The organism is Plantactinospora solaniradicis (assembly GCF_042658085.1).
GTDB classification, from domain to species: Bacteria; Actinomycetota; Actinomycetes; order Mycobacteriales; family Micromonosporaceae; genus Plantactinospora; species Plantactinospora solaniradicis.
Genome location: NZ_JBHSPR010000001.1, coordinates 220,197 through 242,718, shown reverse-complemented (window position 1 = coordinate 242,718; position 22,522 = coordinate 220,197). Strand labels below are relative to the sequence as shown.

General features: G+C 72.2%; 20 protein-coding genes. 10 read left to right on the top strand and 10 right to left on the bottom strand.

Annotated features, from left to right (window positions below; translation table 11 throughout):
* The first annotated feature begins 17 nt into the window (after window positions 1-17).
* Entirely contained in the window at window positions 18-848 is an 831-nt protein-coding gene (locus ACFP2T_RS01145; RefSeq protein ID WP_377416301.1) for a phosphoribosylaminoimidazolesuccinocarboxamide synthase, read from the top strand.
* Here ACFP2T_RS01145 and ACFP2T_RS01140 read toward each other — a convergent pair.
* From ACFP2T_RS01140 to ACFP2T_RS01130, 3 genes are all read right to left on the bottom strand, one after another.
* On the bottom strand, window positions 829-1,965 hold the full coding sequence (locus ACFP2T_RS01140) for a glycosyltransferase (protein WP_377416299.1): 1,137 nt from the start codon (window positions 1,963-1,965) through the stop codon (window positions 829-831). The genes ACFP2T_RS01145 and ACFP2T_RS01140 overlap by 20 nt on opposite strands.
* A gap of 26 nt (window positions 1,966-1,991) precedes the next feature.
* Entirely contained in the window at window positions 1,992-3,164 is a 1,173-nt protein-coding gene (locus tag ACFP2T_RS01135; protein ID WP_377416297.1) for a glycosyltransferase family 4 protein, read from the bottom strand.
* 63 nt (window positions 3,165-3,227) lie between these two features.
* On the bottom strand, window positions 3,228-7,115 hold the full coding sequence (locus tag ACFP2T_RS01130; protein WP_377416295.1) for an nSTAND1 domain-containing NTPase: 3,888 nt from the start codon (window positions 7,113-7,115) through the stop codon (window positions 3,228-3,230).
* Window positions 7,116-7,256: 141 nt separating this feature from the next.
* On the opposite strand from ACFP2T_RS01130, the gene ACFP2T_RS01125 reads away from it, so the two are divergent.
* Together ACFP2T_RS01125 and ACFP2T_RS01120 are read left to right on the top strand one after the other, a co-directional pair.
* Window positions 7,257-7,883: a hypothetical protein gene (locus ACFP2T_RS01125; protein ID WP_377416293.1), complete on the top strand. Its 627-nt coding sequence runs from the start codon at window positions 7,257-7,259 to the stop codon at window positions 7,881-7,883.
* Window positions 7,884-8,528: 645 nt separating this feature from the next.
* Entirely contained in the window at window positions 8,529-9,005 is a 477-nt protein-coding gene (locus tag ACFP2T_RS01120; protein WP_377416291.1) for a DUF488 domain-containing protein, read from the top strand.
* A 116-nt stretch (window positions 9,006-9,121) separates the two neighbouring features.
* Here ACFP2T_RS01120 and ACFP2T_RS01115 read toward each other — a convergent pair whose 3' ends face one another.
* Complete coding sequence (locus ACFP2T_RS01115; RefSeq protein WP_377416289.1) at window positions 9,122-9,670, bottom strand: hypothetical protein; 549 nt, start codon at window positions 9,668-9,670, stop codon at window positions 9,122-9,124.
* A gap of 370 nt (window positions 9,671-10,040) precedes the next feature.
* Between ACFP2T_RS01115 and ACFP2T_RS01110 the strand changes: the two genes are divergently transcribed.
* The 3 genes from ACFP2T_RS01110 (at window position 10,041) to ACFP2T_RS01100 (ending at window position 12,664) form a co-directional block, all read left to right on the top strand.
* Window positions 10,041-11,099, top strand: coding sequence for a hypothetical protein (locus ACFP2T_RS01110; protein ID WP_377416287.1), 1,059 nt, complete (start codon window positions 10,041-10,043; stop codon window positions 11,097-11,099).
* Window positions 11,100-11,309: 210 nt separating this feature from the next.
* Window positions 11,310-11,819, top strand: coding sequence for a methylated-DNA--[protein]-cysteine S-methyltransferase (locus tag ACFP2T_RS01105; protein WP_377416285.1), 510 nt, complete (start codon window positions 11,310-11,312; stop codon window positions 11,817-11,819).
* Between the two features lie 113 nt (window positions 11,820-11,932).
* Complete coding sequence (locus ACFP2T_RS01100; RefSeq protein WP_377416283.1) at window positions 11,933-12,664, top strand: 2OG-Fe(II) oxygenase; 732 nt, start codon at window positions 11,933-11,935, stop codon at window positions 12,662-12,664.
* A 6-nt stretch (window positions 12,665-12,670) separates the two neighbouring features.
* Here the strand turns inward: ACFP2T_RS01100 and glpK are convergent, their stop codons facing one another.
* Window positions 12,671-14,176, bottom strand: coding sequence for a glycerol kinase GlpK (gene glpK / locus ACFP2T_RS01095; protein WP_377416281.1), 1,506 nt, complete (start codon window positions 14,174-14,176; stop codon window positions 12,671-12,673).
* Between the two features lie 32 nt (window positions 14,177-14,208).
* On the bottom strand, window positions 14,209-14,670 hold the full coding sequence (locus ACFP2T_RS01090; RefSeq protein ID WP_377416279.1) for an ATP-binding protein: 462 nt from the start codon (window positions 14,668-14,670) through the stop codon (window positions 14,209-14,211).
* Between the two features lie 159 nt (window positions 14,671-14,829).
* Between ACFP2T_RS01090 and macS the strand changes: the two genes are divergently transcribed.
* Window positions 14,830-16,029, top strand: coding sequence for a MacS family sensor histidine kinase (macS, locus tag ACFP2T_RS01085; RefSeq protein ID WP_377416277.1), 1,200 nt, complete (start codon window positions 14,830-14,832; stop codon window positions 16,027-16,029).
* Window positions 16,030-16,130: 101 nt separating this feature from the next.
* Window positions 16,131-16,790 (top strand): response regulator, encoded by a 660-nt coding sequence (locus ACFP2T_RS01080; protein ID WP_377416275.1) that lies wholly within the window; start codon window positions 16,131-16,133, stop codon window positions 16,788-16,790.
* A 37-nt stretch (window positions 16,791-16,827) separates the two neighbouring features.
* Here ACFP2T_RS01080 and ACFP2T_RS01075 read toward each other — a convergent pair whose 3' ends face one another.
* On the bottom strand, window positions 16,828-17,394 hold the full coding sequence (locus ACFP2T_RS01075; protein ID WP_377416273.1) for a DUF5709 domain-containing protein: 567 nt from the start codon (window positions 17,392-17,394) through the stop codon (window positions 16,828-16,830).
* Window positions 17,395-17,707: 313 nt separating this feature from the next.
* Between ACFP2T_RS01075 and ACFP2T_RS01070 the strand changes: the two genes are divergently transcribed.
* Window positions 17,708-18,907 carry a glycosyltransferase gene (locus tag ACFP2T_RS01070; RefSeq protein WP_377416271.1) on the top strand — a complete coding sequence of 400 codons (1,200 nt, stop codon included), beginning with the start codon at window positions 17,708-17,710 and terminating at the stop codon, window positions 18,905-18,907.
* 54 nt (window positions 18,908-18,961) lie between these two features.
* Here ACFP2T_RS01070 and ACFP2T_RS01065 read toward each other — a convergent pair whose 3' ends face one another.
* Together ACFP2T_RS01065 and hisN are read right to left on the bottom strand one after the other, a co-directional pair.
* Window positions 18,962-19,909, bottom strand: coding sequence for a hypothetical protein (locus ACFP2T_RS01065; RefSeq protein ID WP_377417816.1), 948 nt, complete (start codon window positions 19,907-19,909; stop codon window positions 18,962-18,964).
* Between the two features lie 74 nt (window positions 19,910-19,983).
* Window positions 19,984-20,775 carry a histidinol-phosphatase gene (gene hisN, locus ACFP2T_RS01060; RefSeq protein WP_377416269.1) on the bottom strand — a complete coding sequence of 264 codons (792 nt, stop codon included), beginning with the start codon at window positions 20,773-20,775 and terminating at the stop codon, window positions 19,984-19,986.
* Between the two features lie 51 nt (window positions 20,776-20,826).
* On the opposite strand from hisN, the gene ACFP2T_RS01055 reads away from it, so the two are divergent.
* Window positions 20,827-21,402 carry a DUF2087 domain-containing protein gene (locus tag ACFP2T_RS01055; RefSeq protein ID WP_377416267.1) on the top strand — a complete coding sequence of 192 codons (576 nt, stop codon included), beginning with the start codon at window positions 20,827-20,829 and terminating at the stop codon, window positions 21,400-21,402.
* 44 nt (window positions 21,403-21,446) lie between these two features.
* Here ACFP2T_RS01055 and rsgA read toward each other — a convergent pair whose 3' ends face one another.
* On the bottom strand, window positions 21,447-22,511 hold the full coding sequence (gene rsgA, locus ACFP2T_RS01050; RefSeq protein ID WP_377417814.1) for a ribosome small subunit-dependent GTPase A: 1,065 nt from the start codon (window positions 22,509-22,511) through the stop codon (window positions 21,447-21,449).
* Window positions 22,512-22,522: the final 11 nt, after the last annotated feature.

The window sequence follows — 22,522 nt, the reverse complement described above, 5'->3', positions numbered from 1 at the left end:
GTGATGTACTTGGGCGCGTGAAACTGCTGCATTCAGGCAAGGTCAGGGACGTGTACGCCGACGGTGACGACCTGATCCTGGTCGCCTCGGACCGGGTGTCGGTCTACGACGTGGCGCTGCCGACCCCGATTCCGGACAAGGGCAAACTGCTCACCGCGTTGTCGCTGTGGTGGTTCGAACAACTCGCCGACCTGGTGCCCCACCACGTGATCTCGGCCACCGACGTACCGGCCGAGTTCGCCGGGCGGGCGATCCGGGTCCGTCGGCTGGAGATGATCCCGGTCGAGTGCATCGCGCGGGGCTATCTGACCGGTTCCGGCATCAAGGAGTACGAGAAGACCGGTTCCGTCTGCGGCGTACCGCTGCCGAGCGGGCTGACGGAGGCGTCGATCCTGCCCGAGCCGATCTTCACGCCGACCACCAAGGCGTCCCAGGGCGAACACGACGAGGCGATCACCTTCGCCGACGTGGTCGCCACGGTCGGGACCGAGACCGCCGAGCAGCTCCGCGAGATCACCCTCAACGTCTACCGGCGCGGCGCCGAGCTGGCCGCCGACCGGGGAATCCTGGTCGCCGACACCAAGCTGGAACTGGGCTGGGCGAAGGACGGCACGATGGTCCTCGGCGACGAGGTGCTCACCTCCGACTCGTCGCGCTTCTGGCCGGCCGACTCGTACCAGCCCGGACGCAGCCAGACGTCGCTGAGCAAGCAGTTCGTCCGGGACTGGGCGGTCGGCACCGGCTGGGACAAGACCGGACCGCCCCCCGAGATGCCGCAGGAGATCGTCGACGCGACCCGGACCCTCTACGTCGACGTCTACGAACGGCTCACCGGCCGCCGCTGGTAGCAACCGGAACGTCCGCTGCCAGGTCGTGCGCGGCGAGGAAGCCGACCACCGACGCGGACCACGGATAACGTTCGGCCTGCCGCCGGGCTGCCGTCCGGCGCAGCTCGGCAGGGCGACCCGCCAACTCCAGGACGGCGTCGGCGTACGCCGGGCCCTCGCCGGACGCGGCCAGCCCGCCCACGCCGAGCACCTCCGGCAGCGCGCTCTCCGCGCTCGCCACCACCGGCGTACCGCTGGCCAGCGCCTCCAGCGCCGCCAGGCCGAACGTCTCCACGGGTCCGGGCGCGAGTACCACGTCCGCGCTGGCGAGCAGGCCCGCGAGCCGGTCGCGATCGCCGACGTACCGGAGGAACCGGACCGGGTCGCCACGGCGGGCCGCCATGGTCTCCAGTCCGACCCGGCGCGGCCCGTCGCCGACCACGACCAGGACGGCGGGTACGCCGCGGGCACGCAGCTCGGCCAGCGCTGCCAGGGAACGCTCGGGGCGCTTCTCCGGCGACAGCCGACCGCAGTGCAGCAGGAGCAGTTCGTCCTCTCCGGCGTGTTCCGCGCGCAGCCGTGGGTCGTACCGGTCCGGGCGGAAGTGTTCGAGGTCGACGCCGAGTGGCACCTGGACCACGTTCCGGGCGCCGATCCGGTGGAACTCCGCCGCCGCCCAGGAGGTGGTGCAGACGAGTTGGTCGTGCGCCTCGGCGGTCCTGGCGTTGAGCCGGTCGGCCAGCCCGCGGTGGCCACCGGGAAGCAGTCGGAGCAGCCCGTCGAGACTCTCGTGCGAGACCATCACGGTACGGATGCCGCACCGCCGGGCCCAGGCCCCGGTCCAGCGCAGGGTCGTCCGGTCGGAGATCTCCAGCCGGTCCGGGCGCAGCTCGCGGAGCAGCCGGGCCAGCCGGGGCCGGTCGAGGATCACCCGGTAGCCACCCATCCCGGGAACGGCCGGGCTGGCCACCGTGATGATCCGGCCCTGTCCGGTCTCCTCGTCGCCGTCGCGCCGTCCGGGCACCACCAGCACCGGCTCGTGCCCGGCGGCGGCGTAGCCCGTGCCGAGCTCGCGCAGGGCGGTACGCAGCCCGCCGGAGCTCTCGGTGACGAAGTTGGCCAGTCGGACGATCCTCACGCCACGTCCTCGCTTCGCTCGTTCATTCAGGCGGCAGCCTGCCGGGGCCGGAACAGCCGGCCGGGGCGGGGGAGACCGGTCGTCCGGGCGTCGGCGAGCACCGCCGTGTAGTGCCCGATCAGCTCGTCGCCGATCGCCGTCCAGGTCCGCCCTCCGACGGCGGCCAGACCCGCCCGGCCGTACGCCGTCCGGCGGTCGGGGTCGGCGGCGAGCCCGGCGATCGCCTCGGTGAAGCCGGGGCCGTCGTCGGGCGGTACCAGGTGACCCGTGCGCCCGGGTTCGACCAGGTCCAGGGGACCGCCCGCAGCGGGTGCCACCACCGGTAGCCCGCTGGCCATCGCCTCCTGCACGGCCTGGCCGAACGTCTCGTACGGGCCGGTGTGGGCGAACACGTCGAGGCTGGCGTAGATCCGGGCCAGCTGCCGGCCGTGCCGGGGACCGAGGAACAGCGCGTCGGGCAGGCAGCGCCGCAGTGGTACGGCGGCCGGTCCGTCCCCGACCACCACCACCCGTACCCCGGGCAGTCCGCTGGCCCCGGCGAGCAGATCCACCCGCTTCTCCACCGCCAACCGGCCCACGTAGCCGACCAGGACCTCACCGTCCGGGGCGAACGCCCGGCGCAGCGCCGCACTGCGGTGATCGGGATGGAACCGGACACTGTCGACGCCGCGCTGCCACAGCCACACCCGCTCGATGCCGTGCTCGTGCAGCGCGGTCGCGGTCGCGGTGGACGGGGCCAGGGTGCGGGCCGCCGAGTTGTGCACCCAGCGCAGCCAGCGCCAGGCCGTCGCCTCGGTCATCCTGACCCGGTACGCGCGGGCGTACGCCGCGATGTCGGTCTGGTAGACGGCGACCGACGGCAGACCCATCGACCGGGCCGCCGCCACACCCCGGGCACCGAGCACGAACGGGCTGGCCAGATGCACCACGTCGGTGCCGTGGGCACGCAGCGCCGCCGTCAGTTCCCGACCGGGCAGGCCGATCCGGAGCTGTGGATAGCCGGGCATCGGCACCGACGGCAGCCGGACCACCGGGTACGGCAGCGCCGCGGTGGCGTCCCGCGCCCCGGACGACGGCTGCGGGGCGATCACCATCGGCTGATGACCCCGCCGTACCAGGTGCTCGGCCACCCGGACGACCGAATGGGCCACCCCGTTGACGTCCGGCGGGAACGATTCCGTGACGATCGCGATCCGCATGGGCTCACGGTCGCGGAGGTCCCCACCGTGCAGGCCACGACATCGTGACGGGCCGGCGAACTGTCAACGACTAAGCGAGTCCAGCAGGAAGGTGTGGCGCTCGTCGGCGGTGAACGGGCGGCTGGCCCGAGCCCCGGCGGCGGCGAGGAGCCGGTCGACCGGGCCGCAGACGTCGCAGGTCCAGATCCGTACCGAGCCGTCGGAGTGCACGGTGACGATCCGCTCCCCGTCCGGAGCGAAGCCGAAGCCCAGCGGCCCGGGGCCGAGCGTACGCAGGGTCACCGGTTCGGTGGCGCCGTCGACGGCCCACAGTTGGATCCCGGTGAGTTCCTCGCCACCGAGGATCGCCAGGTGCCGCCCGTCGGGCGTGTACGCGAGCCGGGTGGTGGCGGTGCCCTGACCGGCCGAGGCCAGCACGACCGTCGCGGCTCCACCCTCGGCCGGCCAGATCCGGATGGTGCCGTCCCGGCCGAGTCCGGCGACCGACCTGCCGTCCGGGCTGAACGACACCGAACTCACCGGCTCGGTTCCACCGGACAGCGTCGCCACGGTGTCACCGCCGACGGCCCGGACCCGTACGGTGCCGTCCTCGGCGCCGGTCGCCAGTCGAGCGCCGTCGGGACTGAACGCCGCACCGGAGCCGGTCGGGGCCAGTTCCACCGGAACAGGTCGGGCGCCGTCGACCTGCTCCCAGAGCCGGATACCGCCGCTGCCGCTGGTCAACAGTCGACGGCCGTCCGGACCGAACGCGATCCGGCTCGCCGGACCGGCCTCGAACGAGGCGAGCCGTCGACCGCCGGGCCAGTCCCAGACCCGTATGGTTCCGGCCGCGTCGAGGCTGGCCAGCCGGGCCCCGTCCGGGGCGAAGGCGACGTCCATCGTCATCCCGGCGTGCCCGGAAAGCACCACGGGCGCGGCGGCGCCGCCCCGGTCGACGGGCGTGTCGGAACCGTCCCGGTCGACGGGCGTGTCGGAACCGTCCCGGTCGAGCGGGGCATCGGCCGGTACGGGCCAGATCCGGACGGTACCGTCGTAGATGCCGGCGCTGGCCAGGTGCCGTCCGTCCGGGCTGAACCGGGCGGCGTGCACGAGGCCGTCGTGCGGGTGGGTGATCACCGGGTGGTAGCCACCGCCGACGTCCCAGGACCGGACGGTGCCGTCCGCGCCGACGCTGACCAGGCGGCCGTCCGGAGCCAGCGTGATCGCGCACACCGCGCCGGCATGCCCGCGCAGCGGCAGCGGCTCGGTGGTCCCGGTGGTGTCCCAGAACGCGATCACGCCGTAGCTGTTCTTGGTGACCAGCCGGCGCCCGTCCGGGCTGAACACCGCCGGAAGTACGCCCCGGAGCCGGCCGAGCACCACCGGCCGGTCCCCGTCGACGTTCCAGAGCCGCAGTGTGCTGCCCTCCCCGACGACGTTGTCCACCCCGGCCACCTGCCGGCTGTCCGGGCTGAACAACAGCCCGTCGGCGCTGCCCGTGGACTCGGGCAGTTCGACCGGGGGCCGGGCCGGGTCGGTGACGTCCCAGACCCGGGCCGGGGCGGACAGCGTGGCGGCCACCAACCGGCGCCCATCCGGTGACCAGGCCAGCGAGTACGTCCCACCGCGCCCGCCGTGCGGCAGGACCCGGGCCCGAGGTGTCCCGGAGAGCGTCCAGATCCGGATCGCCCCGTCCCCGTCCCCGGTGGCCAGTTGGCGACCGTCCGGGCTGAACCGCAGGTCCAGGACCGGGCCGCGATGTCCCGGCAGCAGTACCGGTGCCCGGGTCGGCTCGGTGCCGTCCCAGAGCCGTACGTCGGGATGGTGGTGGCCGCTGGCCACCCACCGGCCGTCCCCGCTGATCGCCAGCGCGTGCATGTCCCGGCCCGGATCCGGCAGCGGTACGGGTGGCCGGGCGGGGTTGGTGGCGTCCCACCGCCACACCGTGCCCTCCGGCTGCGCGGCGACGACGTACCGGCCGTCGGGGGTCAACGCCGCGTTCTTCAACCGGGTGTCGAAGACCTGTCGGGTCGACACGCCGCGCCAGTTCAGGGTCGCCTGCCGGAGCACCGTCTCGGCCTCGGCGTCGGGGCGTACCTCGAACGCCCGCCGGGCCAGCAGGAACGCCAACTGCGGATCCCGGGGCATCTGGGCCCGCGCGGCCGCCACCAGTTGACGGCGTACCGCCAGGTCCCGCTGGCCGCGTGCCTGTCCGGCCTGTACGACCGCCACCGACGCCAGGACGGCCACCACCGCGACCACCACGGCCAGGGCCGCGCCGAGCAGCCGTCGGCGGCGTCGGCGTACGGTCGCCCGCTGGTCGTCGGCGAGCCGGCTGGCGTCGAGGAACTCCCGCTCCGGACCGGTCAAACCGGCCGGATGCGCGTCCGCCCACGCCTGGGCCCGGGACAGCACCAACCCCCGGTACAGCCCGCCGGGATCGTGGCCCAGTGACCGCCACACCGCCGCGGCCTGGGTCAACTGCCGGTGCACCCGTACGCCGTCGAGGTCCTCCTCCAGCCAGCGGCGCAGTCGGGGCCACGCGTCGAGCAGGGCCTCGTGGGCCAGCCGGACCGAGCGGTCGTCCAGGGTGACCAGCCGGGCCTCGGCCAGCCGTTCCAGCACTCCTGCGGTCAGCGAGTCCGTCTCGTCCAACTCGGTCCGGTCCACCCGGCGGGCCGTCGGCAGCTCGGTCCGGTCCACCCGGTGCGGGACACCCGACCCGTTCGGGTCGGTGCCGATCTCCACCATCCGGAGCAGTACGTGCCGGGCCGCCCGCTGCCGGTCGGGATCGAACTCCTGCCAGACCCGCTCGGCGGTCTGCGCGACCGCTCCGTCCACGCCACCGGCCGCCTGGTAGCCGGCCAGCGTCACCGCGTTGCCCCGGCGCCGCCGCCACGCTTCGAGCAGCACGTGCGAGGCGACCGGAAGCGCCCCCGCCCGATCGGCCACCTGCGCGACGATGGTGGAGACCAGCGCGCCCTCGACCATCGCCCCGGCCCGCTCGGCCGGCCGGACGACGGCGTCCCGGACCTGCGCGGCGGTCATCGGGCCGACCAGCACCTGGGCGTCGGTCAACGCCGCCACCAGTTCCGGCAGTTCGACGCAGCGGCCGTAGAAGTCGGCCCGGACCCCGAGCACCACCCGCAGCCGGCTGTCGGGTGCGGTCGCCGCGGCCAGCAGCGCCGTGACGAACCCGGCCCGCGCCGCCGGGTCGCGGCAGAGCGTGAAGATCTCCTCGAACTGGTCCACCACCAGCCACAGGTCCGCCTCGGGAGCGGAGTGTCCGGTCCCGCGTACGCCCCCTCCGGTCTCGGCGAGCAGTTGGCGTACCGCGAGGTGCAGCCGGGACGGGTCGGTGCCGAGGTCGGCCCGGAGTGCCCCGGCCGGTACCCGGAGCAGTCGGGCGAGGTGCACCGCCAACTCGCCGACCGGGTCGGGGCCCGGGGTCAGCACCAGCACCGGAGGCTGTTCCGGACGGGTCGTGATCGAGGGCACCAGTCCGGCCCGCAGCACCGAGGACTTACCGCTGCCGGAGGCACCGAACAGTGCCACGAACCGGCGGTCCGCCAGTCTCCGCCGCAGGTCGTCGACCACGTCCTCGCGGCCGAAGAACCAGTCGGCCCGCTCCGGCCCGTACGCCAGCAGCCCCTGGTACGGCGCGTCGTCGTCCCGGCCGAGGGCGCCGGGGGTGCCGGTGCCGGGCAACTCCTCCCGGGCGATCCGCCGCCAGCGCTCCTCCCACTCCGTCGCGTCCCCGCCGCAGGCGGCCACGTACGCCAGGGTGACCGCCAGGGTCGGCAGTCGCCGGCCACCGGCGGCCTCGGACAACGTCGTCGCGGAGAAGTGGGCCCGCCGGGCCAGCTCCCGGTAACCCGGATGACCGGCCTTCTCCCGGAGCAGCCGCAGTCCGGCGGCGAACTCCAGTACCGCCGGAGTCCCCGGCCCCAGTTCGCCCTCTGGTCGCGGCACCGCACACCGTCCGTACGTCGATTCGTCCGGAGTTGATTGTCCGGGTCGCGGCCCCGAAGCCGGACAACGAGTCGGCGACTAGACATCTGGTCAGTGGGCTGCGACAAGGCGTCCCACCAGGGAAAACACGAGGTGATCAGCATGTTGTTCCACTACGTTCCGGCGTCGGTCCGCAAGCTTCTCGTCCGGTCGCCGATCGGCCCGGTTCCGGGGACGGCGCGGCGGAGCGCCGGTCGGCCGGTCCGTCGGGCGGGGGCGGTGGCGGTCCTGCTCGGACTGACCGCCGCCCTGCTCGCCGGAACCGCGTCACCGGCCAGCGCCGCGATCATCACCGTCCGGGACGGCTTCGAGGGCACCCAGGCGGCGAACTGGAGCTTCAGTCACGTCGGGAACGGGACCGGCGGCCTCAGTTCGCTCCAGACCCACACCGGGGTACGCGACGGATTCATCTCCATGCGCAGCGCCGGCTTCTCGTCGGTCGGCCGGCGGGTGCAGTTGCCGCCGACGACCAGTTGCACGGCCGGGATCTGGGTCAACCCGGTCCTGGCCACCCAGCAGATCAACTTCGAGATCATCGAGCCGAAGAGTTTCAGGTACGTCGCGTTGAAGACGGTGGTGCTGAGCGGAAGTGCTCCGTACACCTTCGTCTCCACGCAGTGGAACCACGGCCCGACGGACGTCCTGGTCCGGGTCTCGCTGATCGGGAACAGCAACGGTACGCAGTTGGGAACCTGGGTCGACGACCTGGGCATCCTCTGCCACACCTGAACCGGTGGGTGCAGGCCAGCACGCGGGTGCCGTCCCCGAACGGGGGGCGGCACCCGCCGCGTCGAGTGAGAGCGCTTCGGCTCAATTCGTCTACGGAGCAGAGGCGAGGATCGCGGAGGCGTCGAGGGATTCGCGGACGGTCACGTGGCCGCTCTGCCGGTGCGGTCTTCGTGGATACGGTCGGCGGCCGCCTCCGCATCCAGGCGCAGCGCGGCGACAAGGCGCGGGTCGGCTGCGTGGACTACGTAGAGGGTGCATTTTGCTGTGGTAGCAAAGTCGGGATTCTAGGCAAAATCTGCTTGGTGGCGATCGCTCTGCCGTACGGATTCCCGAATGCGGGCGGTCCAGTAGCAGAGGTCGGCGTGGTGCTCGACCAGCGTCACCGCGACTCCGCATTCCTCGGCGATCAGCAGCGTTGCCTCATAGAGGCTCGCCAGGTCGCAGTTCCAGTCACCGTCCCGGTAGAGCTTCAGTCCGGCGTCTTCCCGGTCGTGCCCGAGCTTCCCGGACCGTCATGGTCCAGTCTGATCGGGGATCTGCGATGTGGCCGACTCGGCGCTCGTTGAGTACCGCCAGCGCGAGCTTGAGCACGGCGAGTCCGCCTGACCGCAGCCAGCGCCAACCAGGATGTGGGAAGCTGACGCGATGACAGCCGTGACGACCGTGGAGCCTGGCCTGGTCGGCGTGGGCTACGAAGGCCAGCCCATCGACAACTTCGTAGCGGGTCTGCTCGCGGCGGGCGTCTCCCGGCTGGTTGATGTCAGGTTGACGCCGATCTCGCGCAAGCCAGGGTTCAGCAAGTCAGCGCTGACGCGGGCGCTGGCCGACGTCGGCATCAGCTACGAGCACCGGCGAGAGCTGGGAAATCCAAAGACTAACCGCTCGGGGTTCACCGGGGCGCCTGAGGAACTAGCGGCTGCCCGTGCGCGGTTTGCCGAGATGCTGCGGGAACCGGCCGCGGCCGATGCGCTGGATGCAGTCGTTGAGGCGGGTCAACGCGAGCGCGTGGCCGTGTTGTGTTTCGAGGCGGATCAGCGGCACTGCCACCGGGACGTGGTGTTGCAGGCGGCTCAGAACCGGTTGCTTAGCGCTTCGGGGGCCAGAAGACGCCGAGAACGCTGAACACGTTGACTCGTTTCGCCTGGTTCCCCACATAGAAGGCGGTGTCGCGGGTCGAGGCGCACACCTCGTGTAGGAACTTGTCGGTGATGGCCTGCCGTAGTTCCTCGTCAGTGTGGCTACGTAGTCTGCGCTGGAACACCGACGAGTTCCCAGTCGAGGACGCCTTGCTGGTGTCCCTTGCATTGCGGATCGTCGCAGCGGTAGTGGTAGGTGGCTTTGAACCGGGGCGCTTCTAGCGGAGTACGCTTTCGGTCGTTTAGTAGGTCAAATTGGTTGACATACGTGTCAATCTTGCGCTGTTCGCTGGGGGACCAGGGTCTGCCGGGAGTTACGACGAGATCGTCTATCCGGGCTGGTCTGATGAGCGCAAGCGATGGGGCGTTCGGCTGGTCTCGGACCTGCCGGTTAAGCCGACACATGGAGTCTTCGATGTGGGGATCCAGTAGCTGGCGCCGCTTCTGCCATGGTGGTAGGTGGGCCTCACGGACCATGGTGTCGATGATCGGCTTCCAGCTCTCGCGCCGTTGATCCTGCCGGGCTGGCTTGGCGTCCACCGAGACAATGTCGTACTTGGCGAAGTGGTCGTCGGTGGCGAGGTCGCGGTAGTTGATCGGGTAGAGCCGTACCCAGCCTGTGGGGGTGGGGGTCGATCCTGAGGGCAGCAACGCAGACAGTTTCGCCGTACTTGTCTGATGGGTTAGGAGCAGCCTTCACGGTGATGAGAAGTCTGAGGCGGACAGGTCGATCCCCGGCTGGTTGGGAGCAGGTCCGTCAGGGTCCGGTCCGAACAAGTCGAGTTGCGTCAACGTGTACCTCCAGCCGCCAGAGACTTTCGGTAGTCGCGTGATGACTCAGAGAAAGACCAGGCTCTCATGGATGGGTAGGCATGGCTAGACCGAAGGCGAGGCTCCGAGCCTCCCGGTGACCAACCCGTCGGCCACCATCAATGTGTGCTTCGCTCGACGGACACGCGCCGGCTGCCGTGGATCACATAGATTCCCCACGGTCTATCCATACCGGAACGTGGGAGCACACATGCTCGACAGAAGCAGGAACGCCGGGAGATCCCTGGCGGCGGCGGTACTGACGGCGGCGCTGGTGGCGGTGGGACTCGCGGCGCCCGTACCGGCGAGCGCGGCGGTCAGCCGGGCGGAACTGGCACTGCGCTGGGCACCCATCCACTACCAGGACGTCGACGCGACCGGGAGCCACGCGCTCGGCGGTCGGTCCGACTACATCACGAAGGTCGACTTCGACGGCGACCTCAACGGGCGCAACAACTGGGACCGGGCCGGCCAGGCCGGCGCCTCGTTCGCCGCGCACGCCTACTACTCGGTGCTGGAGACCAGCACGCACTGGTACATCACGTACCTGTTCTTCCACCCCCGGGACTGGACGGACCACCCGTTCTTCGAGACCGAGCACGAGAACGACGGCGAGGGCGTGCTGTTCGCGATCGAGCGGGACGGCTCGACGTACGGGGTGCTGCGCTCCGCCGTCAGCGTGGCGCACAGCAACTTCTACTCGTACGCGCCGGCTGGCAGCACCTGGTCAGGAGGCCGGGAGAACATCGACGGCACCCTGCAACTCCAGGCGTCGCCACACGACTCGTTCCTGCATCCGGTGACCGCGCAGGAGGCGCAGGGGCACGGGTTGAAGGCGTACCCGCAGTACAACATCAACGGCGACGGCCTCGTGTACTACCCGTCGACCGTGGCGGAGACACCGAGCGACGGCAACGACCGCGACGTGCGCTACGCACTCGTCGACGTCTTCGCCTCCGGTGGCCTCTGGGCACAGCGGGCGAACGCGAACCTGTTCGCGAACCTCGGCACCTTCGCCGGTGACGACACCGGGGACTGCGGCGTGGGCACCTTCGACTGCTCGACCAACTCCGCGAACGCGCCCTGGGGCTGGGACGACGCCGACGACCTGCCCGGTCGCGGCGAGATCGCCACCGACCCGGCGAAGCTCTCCGCCGAGTACTTCACGATCCCGGGCAGCCCGTCCCGGACGTACAGCTACAACCCGTACGCCAGCGCGGCGGCGGCGCTGGCCGAAGCGGCGAGGACGGCACCTCCGGTCGTCGACTGAGCGTCGTAGCTCGACGTCGAGCCGGTCGACGTCGAGCCGGTCGTGGGCGGCCGGGCGCGGGCTCTCCGTACTCGGGGAGCGGTGTCCGGTCGCCCGTGCGCGTGTGCCCGGCCGCCCGCACCCGGCAGCGTGACGTCCGAAAACCGCCAGGATTCGAGCTCGCGCGGTTGTTGAATCGGGTAGAGACACCAACCCGAGGAGTCGAGTTCGATGATCGCGTACACGACGATGGACAGCCCGTTCGGCTCGCTGTTGCTGGTCGGCGACGCGTCGGCCGCAGGAGGTGCACAGGCGACGCTCGCGACGGTTTCCTTCGCGGATGCCGTCGGCCCGGCGGCGCGGCCCGACTGGCGTTCCGATCCGTCGGCCTTCACCGACGTCGTCCGGCAACTGGCCGAGTACTTCGACGGCGGGCGCCGTGAGTTCGACCTCCGGCACACCGTGCGGGGTACCGCGTTCCAGCGGCGCGTGTGGGTGGCGCTCGACACGATTCCGTACGGGACCACGGTCAGCTACGGCGAGCTGGCGGCTCGGCTCGGCGTACCCCGGGACCGGATCCGGGCGGTCGGCGCCGCGATCGGGGCCAACCCGCTGCTGATCGTGCGGCCCTGTCACCGGGTCGTCGGCGCGAGCGGTGCGCTGACCGGCTATGCCGGTGGCGTGGAGCGCAAGCGGCAACTGCTGACCCTGGAGGGCGCGCTGCAACCGCAGCTCGTCTGACAACCGCAGCTCGTCCGACGACGACACCGCACGGGGCAGGCGGATCCGACCGCGCGTCGTCCGATCCGGCCATTCGGTCGGGCCGGCGGCGCGCCCGGCGAGAGAAGACAATCATGATTTCGAGTACGTCGACTCCGTTCGACCGCCGGGACCGGTTGGCGACCGCCGACTGGAACGACATCACCGCCCAGCTCGACGCGGTCGGCTGTGCGGTGACCCCGCAGCTGCTCAGCCCGGACGAGTGCGCGGGTATCGCCGGGCTCTACGACGAGGTGGAGCGGTTCAGGTCCACGGTCGACATGGCCCGCTTCCGGTTCGGCTCCGGCCAGTACCGGTACTTCGACCGGCCGTATCCGGACCTGGTCGCCGAACTGCGGGCGGCGTTCTATCCGAGGCTGCTGCCGGTCGCCCGCGACTGGGCCGCCCGGCTCGGTCAGCCCGCCCCGTGGCCGGACAGCCTCGACGAGTGGCTGGACATGTGCCACGCCGCCGGCCAGCGCAAGTCCACCCCGATCCTGCTGCGCTACCGCGACGGAGACTGGAACGCCCTGCATCGCGATCTCTACGGCGACCTGGTGTTCCCGATGCAGGTGGTGATCGGCCTGGACCGGCCGGGCCTGGACTACACCGGCGGCGAGTTCCTGCTCGTCGAGCAGCGTCCCCGGGCCCAGTCCCGGGGCACGGTGACGATGCTGCCGCAGGGCCACGGACTGGTCTTCACCACCCGTGACCGGCCCGTACGGTCGACGCGGGGCTGGTCGGCGTCACCGGTACGCCACGGCGTGTCCACCATCCGGTCGGGGCTGCGGCGCACCCTCGGTCTGGTCCTGCACGACGCGGCGTAGGCCGGATCAGTCCTCGTCCTCGACCCAGCCGAGGGTGCGGTCGACGGCCTTGCGCCAGTTGCGCAGCTCCCGGTCCCGGTGTGCGGGTTCCATCGCCGGCTGCCACTGCGCGTCCTGGCGCCACTGCGCCCGCAGCGTCGCCAGGTCCGGCCAGAAGCCGACCGCGAGGCCGGCCGCGTACGCGGCGCCGAGACAGGTGGTCTCGCTGATCTGCGGGCGCACCACCGGCACGTCCAGTACGTCGGCGAGAAACTGCATGAGCAGGCCGTTCGCGACCATGCCGCCGTCCACCCGGAGCCGGCGCAGGGCCACCTCCGAGTCGGCGTTCATCGCGTCGACCACCTCCCGGGTCTGCCAGGCGGTGGCCTCCAGCACGGCCCGGGCCAGGTGCCCCTTGGTGACGTACCCGGTGAGGCCGGCGATCACCCCACGGGCGTCGCTGCGCCAGTGCGGCGCGAACAGCCCGGAGAAGGCCGGTACGACGTAGCAGCCGCCGTTGTCCTCGACGGTACGGGCCAGGTCCTCCACCTCCGGGGCGCTGGAGATCAGGCCGAGGTTGTCCCGTAGCCACTGGACCAGCGACCCGGTGACCGCGATCGCCCCCTCCAGGGCGTACGTCGCCGGCCGGTCACCGATCCGGTAGCCGACCGTGGTCAGCAGTCCGTGGCTCGACGACACCGGACTCTCCCCGGTGTTGAGCAGCAGGAAGCTGCCGGTGCCGTAGGTGCACTTGGCCTCGCCGGGCTGGAAGCAGGTCTGGCCGAACAGCGCCGCCTGCTGGTCGCCGAGCGCACTGGCCACCGGCACTTCGTCCAGCGCACCGTCCAGCGCGCGGCCGGCCGTGCCGTAGACCTCGGCGGACGAGCGGATCTCCGGCAGCATCGCGGCCGGGACGCCCAGCGCGTCGAGGAGTTCCGGATCCCAGTCGAGGGTGTGCAGGTTCATCAGCAGGGTCCGGCTGGCGTTGGTCACGTCGGTGAGGTGCCGCCCGGTCAGCTTCCAGATCAGCCAGCTGTCCATCGTCCCGAACAGGACCTCGCCGCGTTCGGCGCGGTCGCGTAGACCGTCCACGTTCTCCAGCAGCCAGCGCAGTTTCGGCCCGGCGAAGTACGTGGCCAGCGGCAGCCCGGTCCGCTCACGGAAGCGCTGCTCGCCGTACTCCGATTCGAGGCGGCGCAGCAGCGGGCCGGTCCGGGTGTCCTGCCAGACGATGGCGTGGTGCACGGGCCGGCCGGTGGCCCGGTCCCACACCACCGTGGTCTCCCGCTGGTTGGTGATGCCGATCGCGACCAACCCGTCGGCGCCGATCGAGGCCTTGGCCAGCGCCTCCCGGACGACCTGCTCGACGGCGGCCCAGATCTCCTCGGCGTCGTGCTCCACCCAGCCGGGTCGCGGATAGATCTGCCGGTGTTCCCGCTGGGCGACCGAGACGATCTGGCCGGCGGCGTCGAAGACGATGCACCGGGAGGAGGTGGTGCCCTGATCGATCGCGGCGACGTACTGATCGGTCATTCGCAGCACCGTACCCGGCGTCGTGGCCCACGTCACCCGGCGAGCTGGTCGGGTTCTGGTCCGTCGAGGCTGGCGCTGATCCGTACCGTCGTGCCCTCGGGGCCGCTGCGCACCAGCATCTCGTCGCTGAGTTCGCGGGCCAGCCACAGCCCCCAGCCGCCGGCGATCTCCGGCGCGGGGCGCCGCCGGTCGTCGAGCCGGTCGGGGCCGATGCCGGCGCCGGTGTCGGAGACCAGGCAGTACAGGGTTCCGCCGCTACGCCACAGGCGCAGCCAGCCCCGTCCACCGCCGTGTCGGACGGCGTTGGTGATCAGTTCGTTGACGGCCAGCACGAAGTCGTCCAGCCGGGTGCCGGTGAGCCCGGACGCCTCGGCATGGGAGGCGACGGTGTGCCGGATCGCGGTGACCTGGCCATGATCGAAGCTCTCGGCGAGCAGCGGGGGCGATCCGTTGGGCACGACAGTGGCGGGTGCGAGGGGATCTACGTCGCTCATGGCCCGCCCCGCCCGCTGGTTGTCGAGTCCTTTCGTGGCTTTCCCACCCTACGTCAGGGTATGTAGGTGCGCATCCGAGCCACCCCCGGCGGCACGGTCGGCGGACCGGCGAGCGGCGCGGGGTCGTCCGGAGAGCGGTAGCTGTGGGATGGTCGGTGCGTGCCGCAGTGGTCGACCGACGGGCGGGGCGGGCGCCGCCGCGATCCGCCCGGCAGCCTCCAGGCGCCGCTGTGGCGGGCCATCGCCGTCTACCGGTTCGCCGCCCTGGCGTACGTCACCGTGCTGGCCGTCCGGAACCTGAGCGACTACGCCCATCCGGTCGGCGGCGGCGTGGTGCTGTTGGCGATGACCAGCTGGACCGTGGTCAGCGGTTACGCGTACGCCGACCCGTCCTTGCGCCGCTGGCCGCTGCTGCTGGCCGATCTGGCGGTGACGCTCGCGGTGATCGTGGCCGCTCCCCGGGTGGTCGGTTCGGCGGTGCTGAGCACCGGCGTGCCGCCGCTCAGTGTCGCCTGGCTGGCCGGTCCGGTGCTGGCCTGGGCGGTGTCCGGCGGGCGGAGGCGCGGCGTGGTGGCGGCGCTGATTCTCGGCGCCACGGACCTGACCGCGCGGGAGGCCGCACGGGAGGGGGTGGGCCAGTCCTCGCTGACGGGTGCGGCGCTGATGCTGCTCGCCGGTATCGCGGTCGGGCACGTGGTCCGGTTGGCGGTGATCGCCGAGGAGCGGTTGCAGCAGGCCGTCGAGCTGGAGGCGGCGACCCGGGAACGGGAGCGGCTGGCCCGGGGCATCCACGACTCCGTTCTCCAGGTGCTCGCCCTGGTGCAGCGTCGGGGCGCCCAGCTCGACGGCGAGGCCGGCGAGCTGGCTCGGCTGGCCGGCGAGCAGGAGGCCGCGCTGCGTTCGCTGATCGCGACCGCGGCGCCCGTCGAGCTGGACCGGAAGGAGGTCGACCTGCGGTCGCTGCTCGGCGGGTACGCGTCGCCGGTCGTGTCGATCGCGGCACCGGCGACCCCGGTGGTGTTGCCGGCCGGCGTCGCCGGGGAGGTCGCCGCGGCGGTGGGTGCGGCGCTGGACAACGTGGCGCGGCACGGCGGCGGACGGGGCTGGGTCCTGGTCGAGGACGACGTCGCGGAGGTGACCGTCTCGGTCCGGGACGACGGGCCGGGCATCCCGCCGGGCCGGCTCGGCGAGGCCGTCGGCCAGGGAAGGTTGGGCGTGGTCCAGTCGATCAAGGGGCGGATATCCGAGCTCGGCGGCACGGTACGGATCAGCTCGATGCCGGGGGAGGGCACCGAGGTGGAACTGCGGGTGCCACGCAGTCGTGCCGCACCCGACGACAGCGCCGGCCCGGTCGACTGAGGATCGTCCGGACGTCGCGGCCCACTCCGGACCGTCGTGGCCGACCGTCGTGACCGACCGTCGGCTGTCCCGGGGTCGTCACCGAAGTTAGGCTCGGCCGGATGAGCGACGAGAGCGTGATCCGGGTGATGGTGGTCGACGACCATCCGATGTGGAGAGAAGGGGTGGCCCGGGACCTGACCGAGGCCGGCTATCTCGTCGTGGCCACCAGTGGTGAGGGCCGGCAGGCCATCCGGGTGGCCCAGGCGACCCGCCCCGACGTCGTCGTACTGGACCTCCAACTGCCGGACATCTCCGGCGTCGAGGTGATCCACGGCCTGCTGGCGGAGCTGCCCGGGGTACGGGTGCTGATGCTCTCGGCCAGCGGCGAGCAGCAGAGCGTGCTCGACGCGGTGAAGGCGGGGGCCACCGGCTATCTGGTCAAGTCGGCCGGGCCGACGGAGTTCCTGGACGCGGTACGGCGCGCCGCCGCCGGTGACGCCGTCTTCACACCGGGCCTGGCCGGTCTGGTGCTGGGCGAGTACCGGCGGCTCGCCGTCGCGCCCGAGCCGCCGGGCGACGACCTGCCGCGGCTCACCGACCGGGAGACCGAGGTGCTCCGCATGGTCGCCAAGGGGGCGTCCTACAAACAGATCGCCGCCCGGCTGGGACTGTCCCACCGGACCGTGCAGAACCACGTCCAGAACACGCTCGGCAAGTTGCAGTTGCACAACCGGGTGGAACTAACCCGCTACGCCATCGAACAGGGCCTCGACGACTAAACCGCCGGCCCCGGCCGCCGACGCCGCTCATCTCGGGTCACGGCGGGGGTTGGGTCTCGTTGACGGCCAGTTCTTCGGCGCTGGCCCCGCCGCCGGCAGCCCCGGCGTCGAACGCGATGGAGTCGGTCTCGTCGTCTTCGCGGGCGCCCTGGTCCGGCTCCACCAGCCGGCCGACCGGCCCGCCACCGGGGGCGTCACCCAGGATGCCGTGGTCGTAGATCGAGACCGGCGAGCGCGGATCGGAGGTCGGTCCGGGATCCATCACGTCGGCGTCGAGCTGTGCCTCGGCGGCGGCCTCGTCGCTGTCCGCCTCACCGGCGATCGCGGGGTCGACCGCGCCGGTGAGGGGATCGTCGACCGGGCGTTCGCGCTGTTCCCGCGCGATCTTGTAGTCCAGCGACTCGCCGTCCAACTGCTCCTCGGCGGTGTTGCCGAAATGGTCGATGGCCAGCGGGTGGTCGCCGGGAAGCGGCGCCGGGTCCGGACCGTCCGCCTCCCGGCCGGTGGCGACGTCGTCCCCGGCCGTCGAGTCGTCGTCGGCGATGTCGGGCAGACCCTCCGCCTCAGGGTCGGACACGGGCGTCGGAAACTCGTCATCACGCATGACTGATCACTACCCGCTGCCGCCGTACCCGTAACCGGGCCAAGTCGGGTCCGAACACGGTCGGGTCGGAAACACGGTCAGGTCAGAAATGCGGCCGGTGTCGGGAACGCGGCCGGTTAGGTAGGGCCGGAACGGGGACGCAGGTCCCGGCGAGGTCTGTCGGATCCTCGGGGCGGGCTGTCGATGACGGGCGGCCGGACCGGTGGTGCCGGGCGCCCGGACCGGTTTGCCAGGTTTCCGCTCGGCCCGCCGTGGTTAATGGGAGCCTCTGATCGAATGGCCGTTTGCTCGTGACCCCCGCTGGAGGTGACCCATGCGCGTTGGCCTCGTCTGCGCACACGCCGGCCCGCCGCAGGAGGTCCGCGGCCGATATGCCGGTACGCATCAGCACGTGGCCCGGGTGGCCGCGGAGCTGGCCGGGCGAGGGCACGACGTACGGGTGTACGAGCGGCGGGACGACCCGGATTCGCCTCCGACGAGCGAGATCGAGGGTTATCGGGTGGAACGGGTGCCGGTGGGCCCGTCACGGCGTACGCCGACCGGCGAACTGGTGCCCCACGTGCCCGAACTCGGCCGCTGGCTGACCGACCGTTGGACGGCGGACTGGGCGCCCGAGGTGGTGCACGGGCACTTCTGGATCGGCGGACTGGCGGCGGCCAGCGCGGTGCGGGACACGGTCATCCCGGTCGTACAGACCTTCCACTCGCTCGGCGCGGAACAGTTGCGGCACCTCGGCGAGGACTACGACGGGCCGGGTCAGCGGATCCCGCTCGAACTGGCGTTGACCCGGGCGGTCGACATGGCGGTAGCCCAGTCCACCCACGAGGTCGACGAACTGACCCGGATGGGGTTGCAGCGGGCCTCCGTGGTCGTGGTGCCCGCCGGGGTGGACATCGAGTTGTTCGCTCCGGAGGGCGAGGCGATGCCCCGGGACCGGCGTCCCCGGATCCTGGCCGCCGGCGGCCTGAACCCGGGGCACGGACAGGAGGACCTGATCCGGGCGTTGCGACTGGTCGGGGACGTCGAACTGGTCATCGCGGGCGGGCCGCCCGCCGGCAACCTCGGCAACCACGCCGAGGCCCGCCGGCTGCGGGAGGTCGCCGAACAGACCGGGGTCGCCGACCAGATCCGGCTGGTGGGTTCGGTGCCGCACGACCAGATGTCCGCCTGGTACCGCTCGGCCGACGTGGTGGCCTGCACCTCCCGGTACGCCGCCGCCGGCCGGGTACCCCTGGAGGCGATGGCCTGTGGCGTGCCGGTGGTCGGATACTCCCTGGGCGGCATCGCGGACACCGTGGTCGACGAGGTGACCGGCCGGCTCGTGCCACCGGGCGACGTACGCGGCCTCGGGGTGACCCTCCGCCGGCTGCTCGCCGCCGACGCGGAGCGGTTCGCGTACGGGCACGCGGCCGTGGACCGGGTGCGGTGCAGCTACACCTGGGACCGTACGGCGAGCGCCCTGGAGCGCCTCTACGAGCGGGTGGTGAGTCGGCGCCAGCCCGCCCCGAGTTGACCGGAGGGCAGAAGGGTCGCGCCGATGTTCCGTTCGGATACGGAACCGCTGCGACTAGCGTCGGGGAACCGGGGCTACCGGGGCGGAACGCCGTACGCCGGGCGCCGGCCGGTCCGGCAGCATGCGGCGCCCCGAACGTGTCGCCGGTCCCGGGCGGGAAAGCTCGGGCAGCTCCGGGCCGCGCTGTCCCGGAACCAGGGTGTGCTGGTGCTGCGGTTCGGCGTACCGGGTCAGCCCGAGCACCGCGGTCAGGGTGACCAGGAAGCCGACCCCGGCCAGCCACTCCCGACCGGGCCAGATCCGGTCGCCGAGCAGCAGCAGGCCCACGATCGCCGCCGGTACCGCCCCGGCGGCGTCCATCGCGGCCACGGCAGCGGTGGTGGACCCGCGTTGCATGGCGAGGCCGAGCAGCAACTGGCCGACGATCGAGTGGGCGATCAGCAGGTAGAGCAGGGGATCACGCGGAAGCGCGTCCATCGAGGGCACCGAGGCCAGCGGTCGGGCGGCCACCGCCGCGGCCGAGAACGCGAGCCCGGCGAGCGAGCCCAGCGCCACCGAGCCCGGCGCCCCGTGCAGGCGTACGGCGAAGAAACCGAGCCCACCGATCACGCCGAGCGCGACCACCAGCCCGACCGTGCCGGCCGTGCCGAGATGCCGGGACGGTGCCGGCTTGGCGGCGAGCACCAGGGCGGTGATCCCGACGAGGAGCAGCACCAGCAGCAGGACCTCGGCGGCCGGTAGCCGCCACTTGAGCACCAGCACTCCGAGCAGGGCGGTCACGCCCAGCCCCGCTGCCACGCTCGCCTGGACCAGGAACAGCGGCAGGTCCCGGCGGGCCAGGAAGGCGAGGACGAAACCGAGCATCTGGCAGCCCAGCCCCACCAGGTAGGTGCGGTGCCCCGCCAGCCGCAGCAGCAGCCCCGGGTCGAACGTGTGGTGCAGGGTTGTCCGGGTCGCCGCCACCGACTGGAGCAGGTTGGCAATGCCATAGGCGGCGATCATCGCCGCGAGGAAGCACCAACCGGTGGAGACCACCTGGCGAGGATAGAGGCTGATCGGGCTCCCCGCTCGGTCGGCTAGCCGAGCCGGTCGAGGAGATCCTGGTGCAGTTTCCCGTTGCTGGCCACCGCGCTGCCGCCACCGGGACCCGGGCGTCCGGCCAGGTCGGTGAAGGTTCCACCGGCCTCGGTCACGATCGGGATCAACGCGGCCAGGTCCCACAGCGACAGCTCCGGTTCGGCCATCGCGTCCACCGCCCCCTCGGCGACCAGCATGTAGCCGTAGAAGTCGCCGTACGCCCGGCTCCGCCAGACCGTCCGGAGGATGTCGAGCATCGGGTCGAGCCGGCCGCTCTCCTCCCAGCCGTTCAAGGAGGCGTAGCAGAAGCTGGCGTCGGCGAGCCGGCCCACCCCGGAGACTCTGATCGGGCTGGCCGCGGCCTGGTGCTTGCCCGCGTACGCCCCGAGGCCGGTGGCCGCCCACCAGCGACGGCCGAGGGCCGGTGCGGAGACGAGCCCCACGACCGGCGTGTCGCCCTCCATCAGGGAGATCAGCGTGCCCCAGATCGGTACACCACGGACGAAGTTCTTGGTCCCGTCGATCGGGTCGATCACCCACTGCCGGGAGCCGGCACCGGCCGGCGCGGCGGAGGCGCCGTACTCCTCGCCGAGCACCCCGTCGCGGGGCCGGGTCCGGGCCAGGGTCGCCCGGATGGCGCGCTCCACGGCGGTGTCCGCGTCGGTGACCGGGGTCAGGTCCGGCTTGGACTCCACGTGGAGGTCGAGGGCCCGGAACCGGGCCATCGAGATCGAGTCGGCGGTGTCGGCGAGCATGTGCGCCAGGGACAGGTCATCCGCGTACCGGGCCATGGCGGGAAACCTACTCGATCGGGTCCGCGAGGTGCGTTAGCATCCCGCGCCATGGCCTCCGAGACGGTTTCCGACGTAAGTCCCGAAATGCTGATCGGCCTGCTGGCCGAGCCCGACCGGCTCACCACGTTCGCCGCGGTCGTGCTCGGCGCGAGCGGGCCGGCGGAGGTGGCGGAGCGGACCGGGTTGCCCGCCCGGACGGTCGTGGCCGCGCTGCGCCGGCTGGAGTCCGGTGGTCTGGTCGGCACCGTGGCCGGCCGGACGGTCGCCCTGGTCGACGTCTTCAAGGAGGCGGTACGGGCGCATCCGCCGACGCCGTCGGAGGCCGACGCCGAATCGGATCCGGACCGGGCCAGGTCGGCGGTGCTGCGGGCGTTCGTCCGGGACGGCCGGGTCGTCCAGTTGCCGGCCGCCCGGGGAAAGCGCCGACTGCTGCTGGAGCACATCGTGCTGATCTTCGAACCGGGCGTGCGCTATCCGGAGCGGGAGGTCAACGCCCTGCTGCGGGCCTGGCACGACGACTACGCCGCGCTGCGGCGCTATCTGGTCGACGAGGTGCTGCTGACCCGGGAGGACGGCGTCTACTGGCGCAGCGGCGGCCCGGTCGACCTCGACCCGACCGGATAGGCCCGGTCGACCCTCGACCCGACCGGGTAGGGCGACCCCGCCGGTTACTCGATCTCACCGGCCCGGGAGGCCAGCAGCCGGCGGTACGACGCCAGCCGGCGCGGATCGGCGTTACCCGCCGCCACCCAGGCGTCCAGGGCACACTCGGCCTCGTCCGGGGTGTGCTCACAGTTGGGTGGGCACTCGACGGTCCCCTCGACCAGGTCCGGGAACCCGTGCAGCAGGCTCTCCGCCGAGACGTGTGCGAGTCCGAAGCTGCGGATCCCGGGCGTGTCGACGATCCAGCCGGGATGGGTCCGCTTGCCGCCGCCCGGTACCGGCGGTAGTCGTAGCGCGACGGCGCTGGTCGAGGTGTGCCGTCCCCGGCCGATCGCGCTGACCGTTCCGACCGCCCTGGCCGCCGCCGGGACGAGACGGTTGACCAGGGTCGACTTGCCCACCCCCGAGTGGCCGACCATAACCGAGATCCGCTCGCTGAGCAGTTGGCGCACGTCGCCGAGGTCCACCGACGGCCCGATCAGCACGTGTCGCAGGTCCAGTTCCGTGTAGTAGCCGAGCACGGCGTCCGGCGGTGCCAGGTCGGCCTTGGTGAGGCAGAGCAGCGGCTCGATGTCCGCGTCGTACGCGGCCACCAGGCAGCGGTCGATGAAGCCCGTCCGCGGTGGCGGATCCGCCAGCGAGCTGACGATCACGAGCTGGTCGGCGTTGGCGACGACGACGCGTTCCAGCCGGCCCTCGGCGGTGGTCTCGTCGTCGTCGGCGGTGCGCCGCAGCACCGAGGTCCGCTCCGCGATCCGGACGATCCGGGCCAGCGCCCCGTCCGCGCCGGAGGTGTCACCGACCAGTGCGACCCGGTCGCCGACCACCACCGACTTGCGACCCAGTTCCCGGGCCCGCATCGCGGTGACCGTCCCGACCCCGCCCTTGGCGCCGGCGCCGACCGTCAGGTCGTCCTCGGTCACGCAGGTGTAGCGACCGCGGTCGACGGCGATCACGAACCCGTCGACGGCGTCGGCGTGCCGGGGCCGGGTGCGGGTACGCGGACGTGACGCGCGACCGGGTCGTACCCGTACGTCGTCCTCGTCGTATTCCCGCCGCTTGCCCGCCAGGTCCGTCCCCC

Excerpts from the sequence above, each read along its gene's own strand:
- ACFP2T_RS01135 (WP_377416297.1), bottom strand. The coding sequence starts at position 3,164 with ATGCGGATCGCGATCGTCACGGAATCGTTCCCGCCGGACGTCAACGGG.
- ACFP2T_RS01125 (WP_377416293.1), top strand. The coding sequence starts at position 7,257 with ATGTTGTTCCACTACGTTCCGGCGTCGGTCCGCAAGCTTCTCGTCCGG.
- ACFP2T_RS01120 (WP_377416291.1), top strand. The coding sequence starts at position 8,529 with ATGACAGCCGTGACGACCGTGGAGCCTGGCCTGGTCGGCGTGGGCTAC.
- ACFP2T_RS01110 (WP_377416287.1), top strand. The coding sequence starts at position 10,041 with ATGCTCGACAGAAGCAGGAACGCCGGGAGATCCCTGGCGGCGGCGGTA.
- ACFP2T_RS01105 (WP_377416285.1), top strand. The coding sequence starts at position 11,310 with ATGATCGCGTACACGACGATGGACAGCCCGTTCGGCTCGCTGTTGCTG.
- ACFP2T_RS01100 (WP_377416283.1), top strand. The coding sequence starts at position 11,933 with ATGATTTCGAGTACGTCGACTCCGTTCGACCGCCGGGACCGGTTGGCG.
- glpK (WP_377416281.1), bottom strand. The coding sequence starts at position 14,176 with ATGACCGATCAGTACGTCGCCGCGATCGATCAGGGCACCACCTCCTCC.
- ACFP2T_RS01090 (WP_377416279.1), bottom strand. The coding sequence starts at position 14,670 with ATGAGCGACGTAGATCCCCTCGCACCCGCCACTGTCGTGCCCAACGGA.
- ACFP2T_RS01080 (WP_377416275.1), top strand. The coding sequence starts at position 16,131 with ATGAGCGACGAGAGCGTGATCCGGGTGATGGTGGTCGACGACCATCCG.
- ACFP2T_RS01075 (WP_377416273.1), bottom strand. The coding sequence starts at position 17,394 with ATGCGTGATGACGAGTTTCCGACGCCCGTGTCCGACCCTGAGGCGGAG.
- ACFP2T_RS01070 (WP_377416271.1), top strand. The coding sequence starts at position 17,708 with ATGCGCGTTGGCCTCGTCTGCGCACACGCCGGCCCGCCGCAGGAGGTC.
- ACFP2T_RS01065 (WP_377417816.1), bottom strand. The coding sequence starts at position 19,909 with ATGATCGCCGCCTATGGCATTGCCAACCTGCTCCAGTCGGTGGCGGCG.
- hisN (WP_377416269.1), bottom strand. The coding sequence starts at position 20,775 with ATGGCCCGGTACGCGGATGACCTGTCCCTGGCGCACATGCTCGCCGAC.
- ACFP2T_RS01055 (WP_377416267.1), top strand. The coding sequence starts at position 20,827 with ATGGCCTCCGAGACGGTTTCCGACGTAAGTCCCGAAATGCTGATCGGC.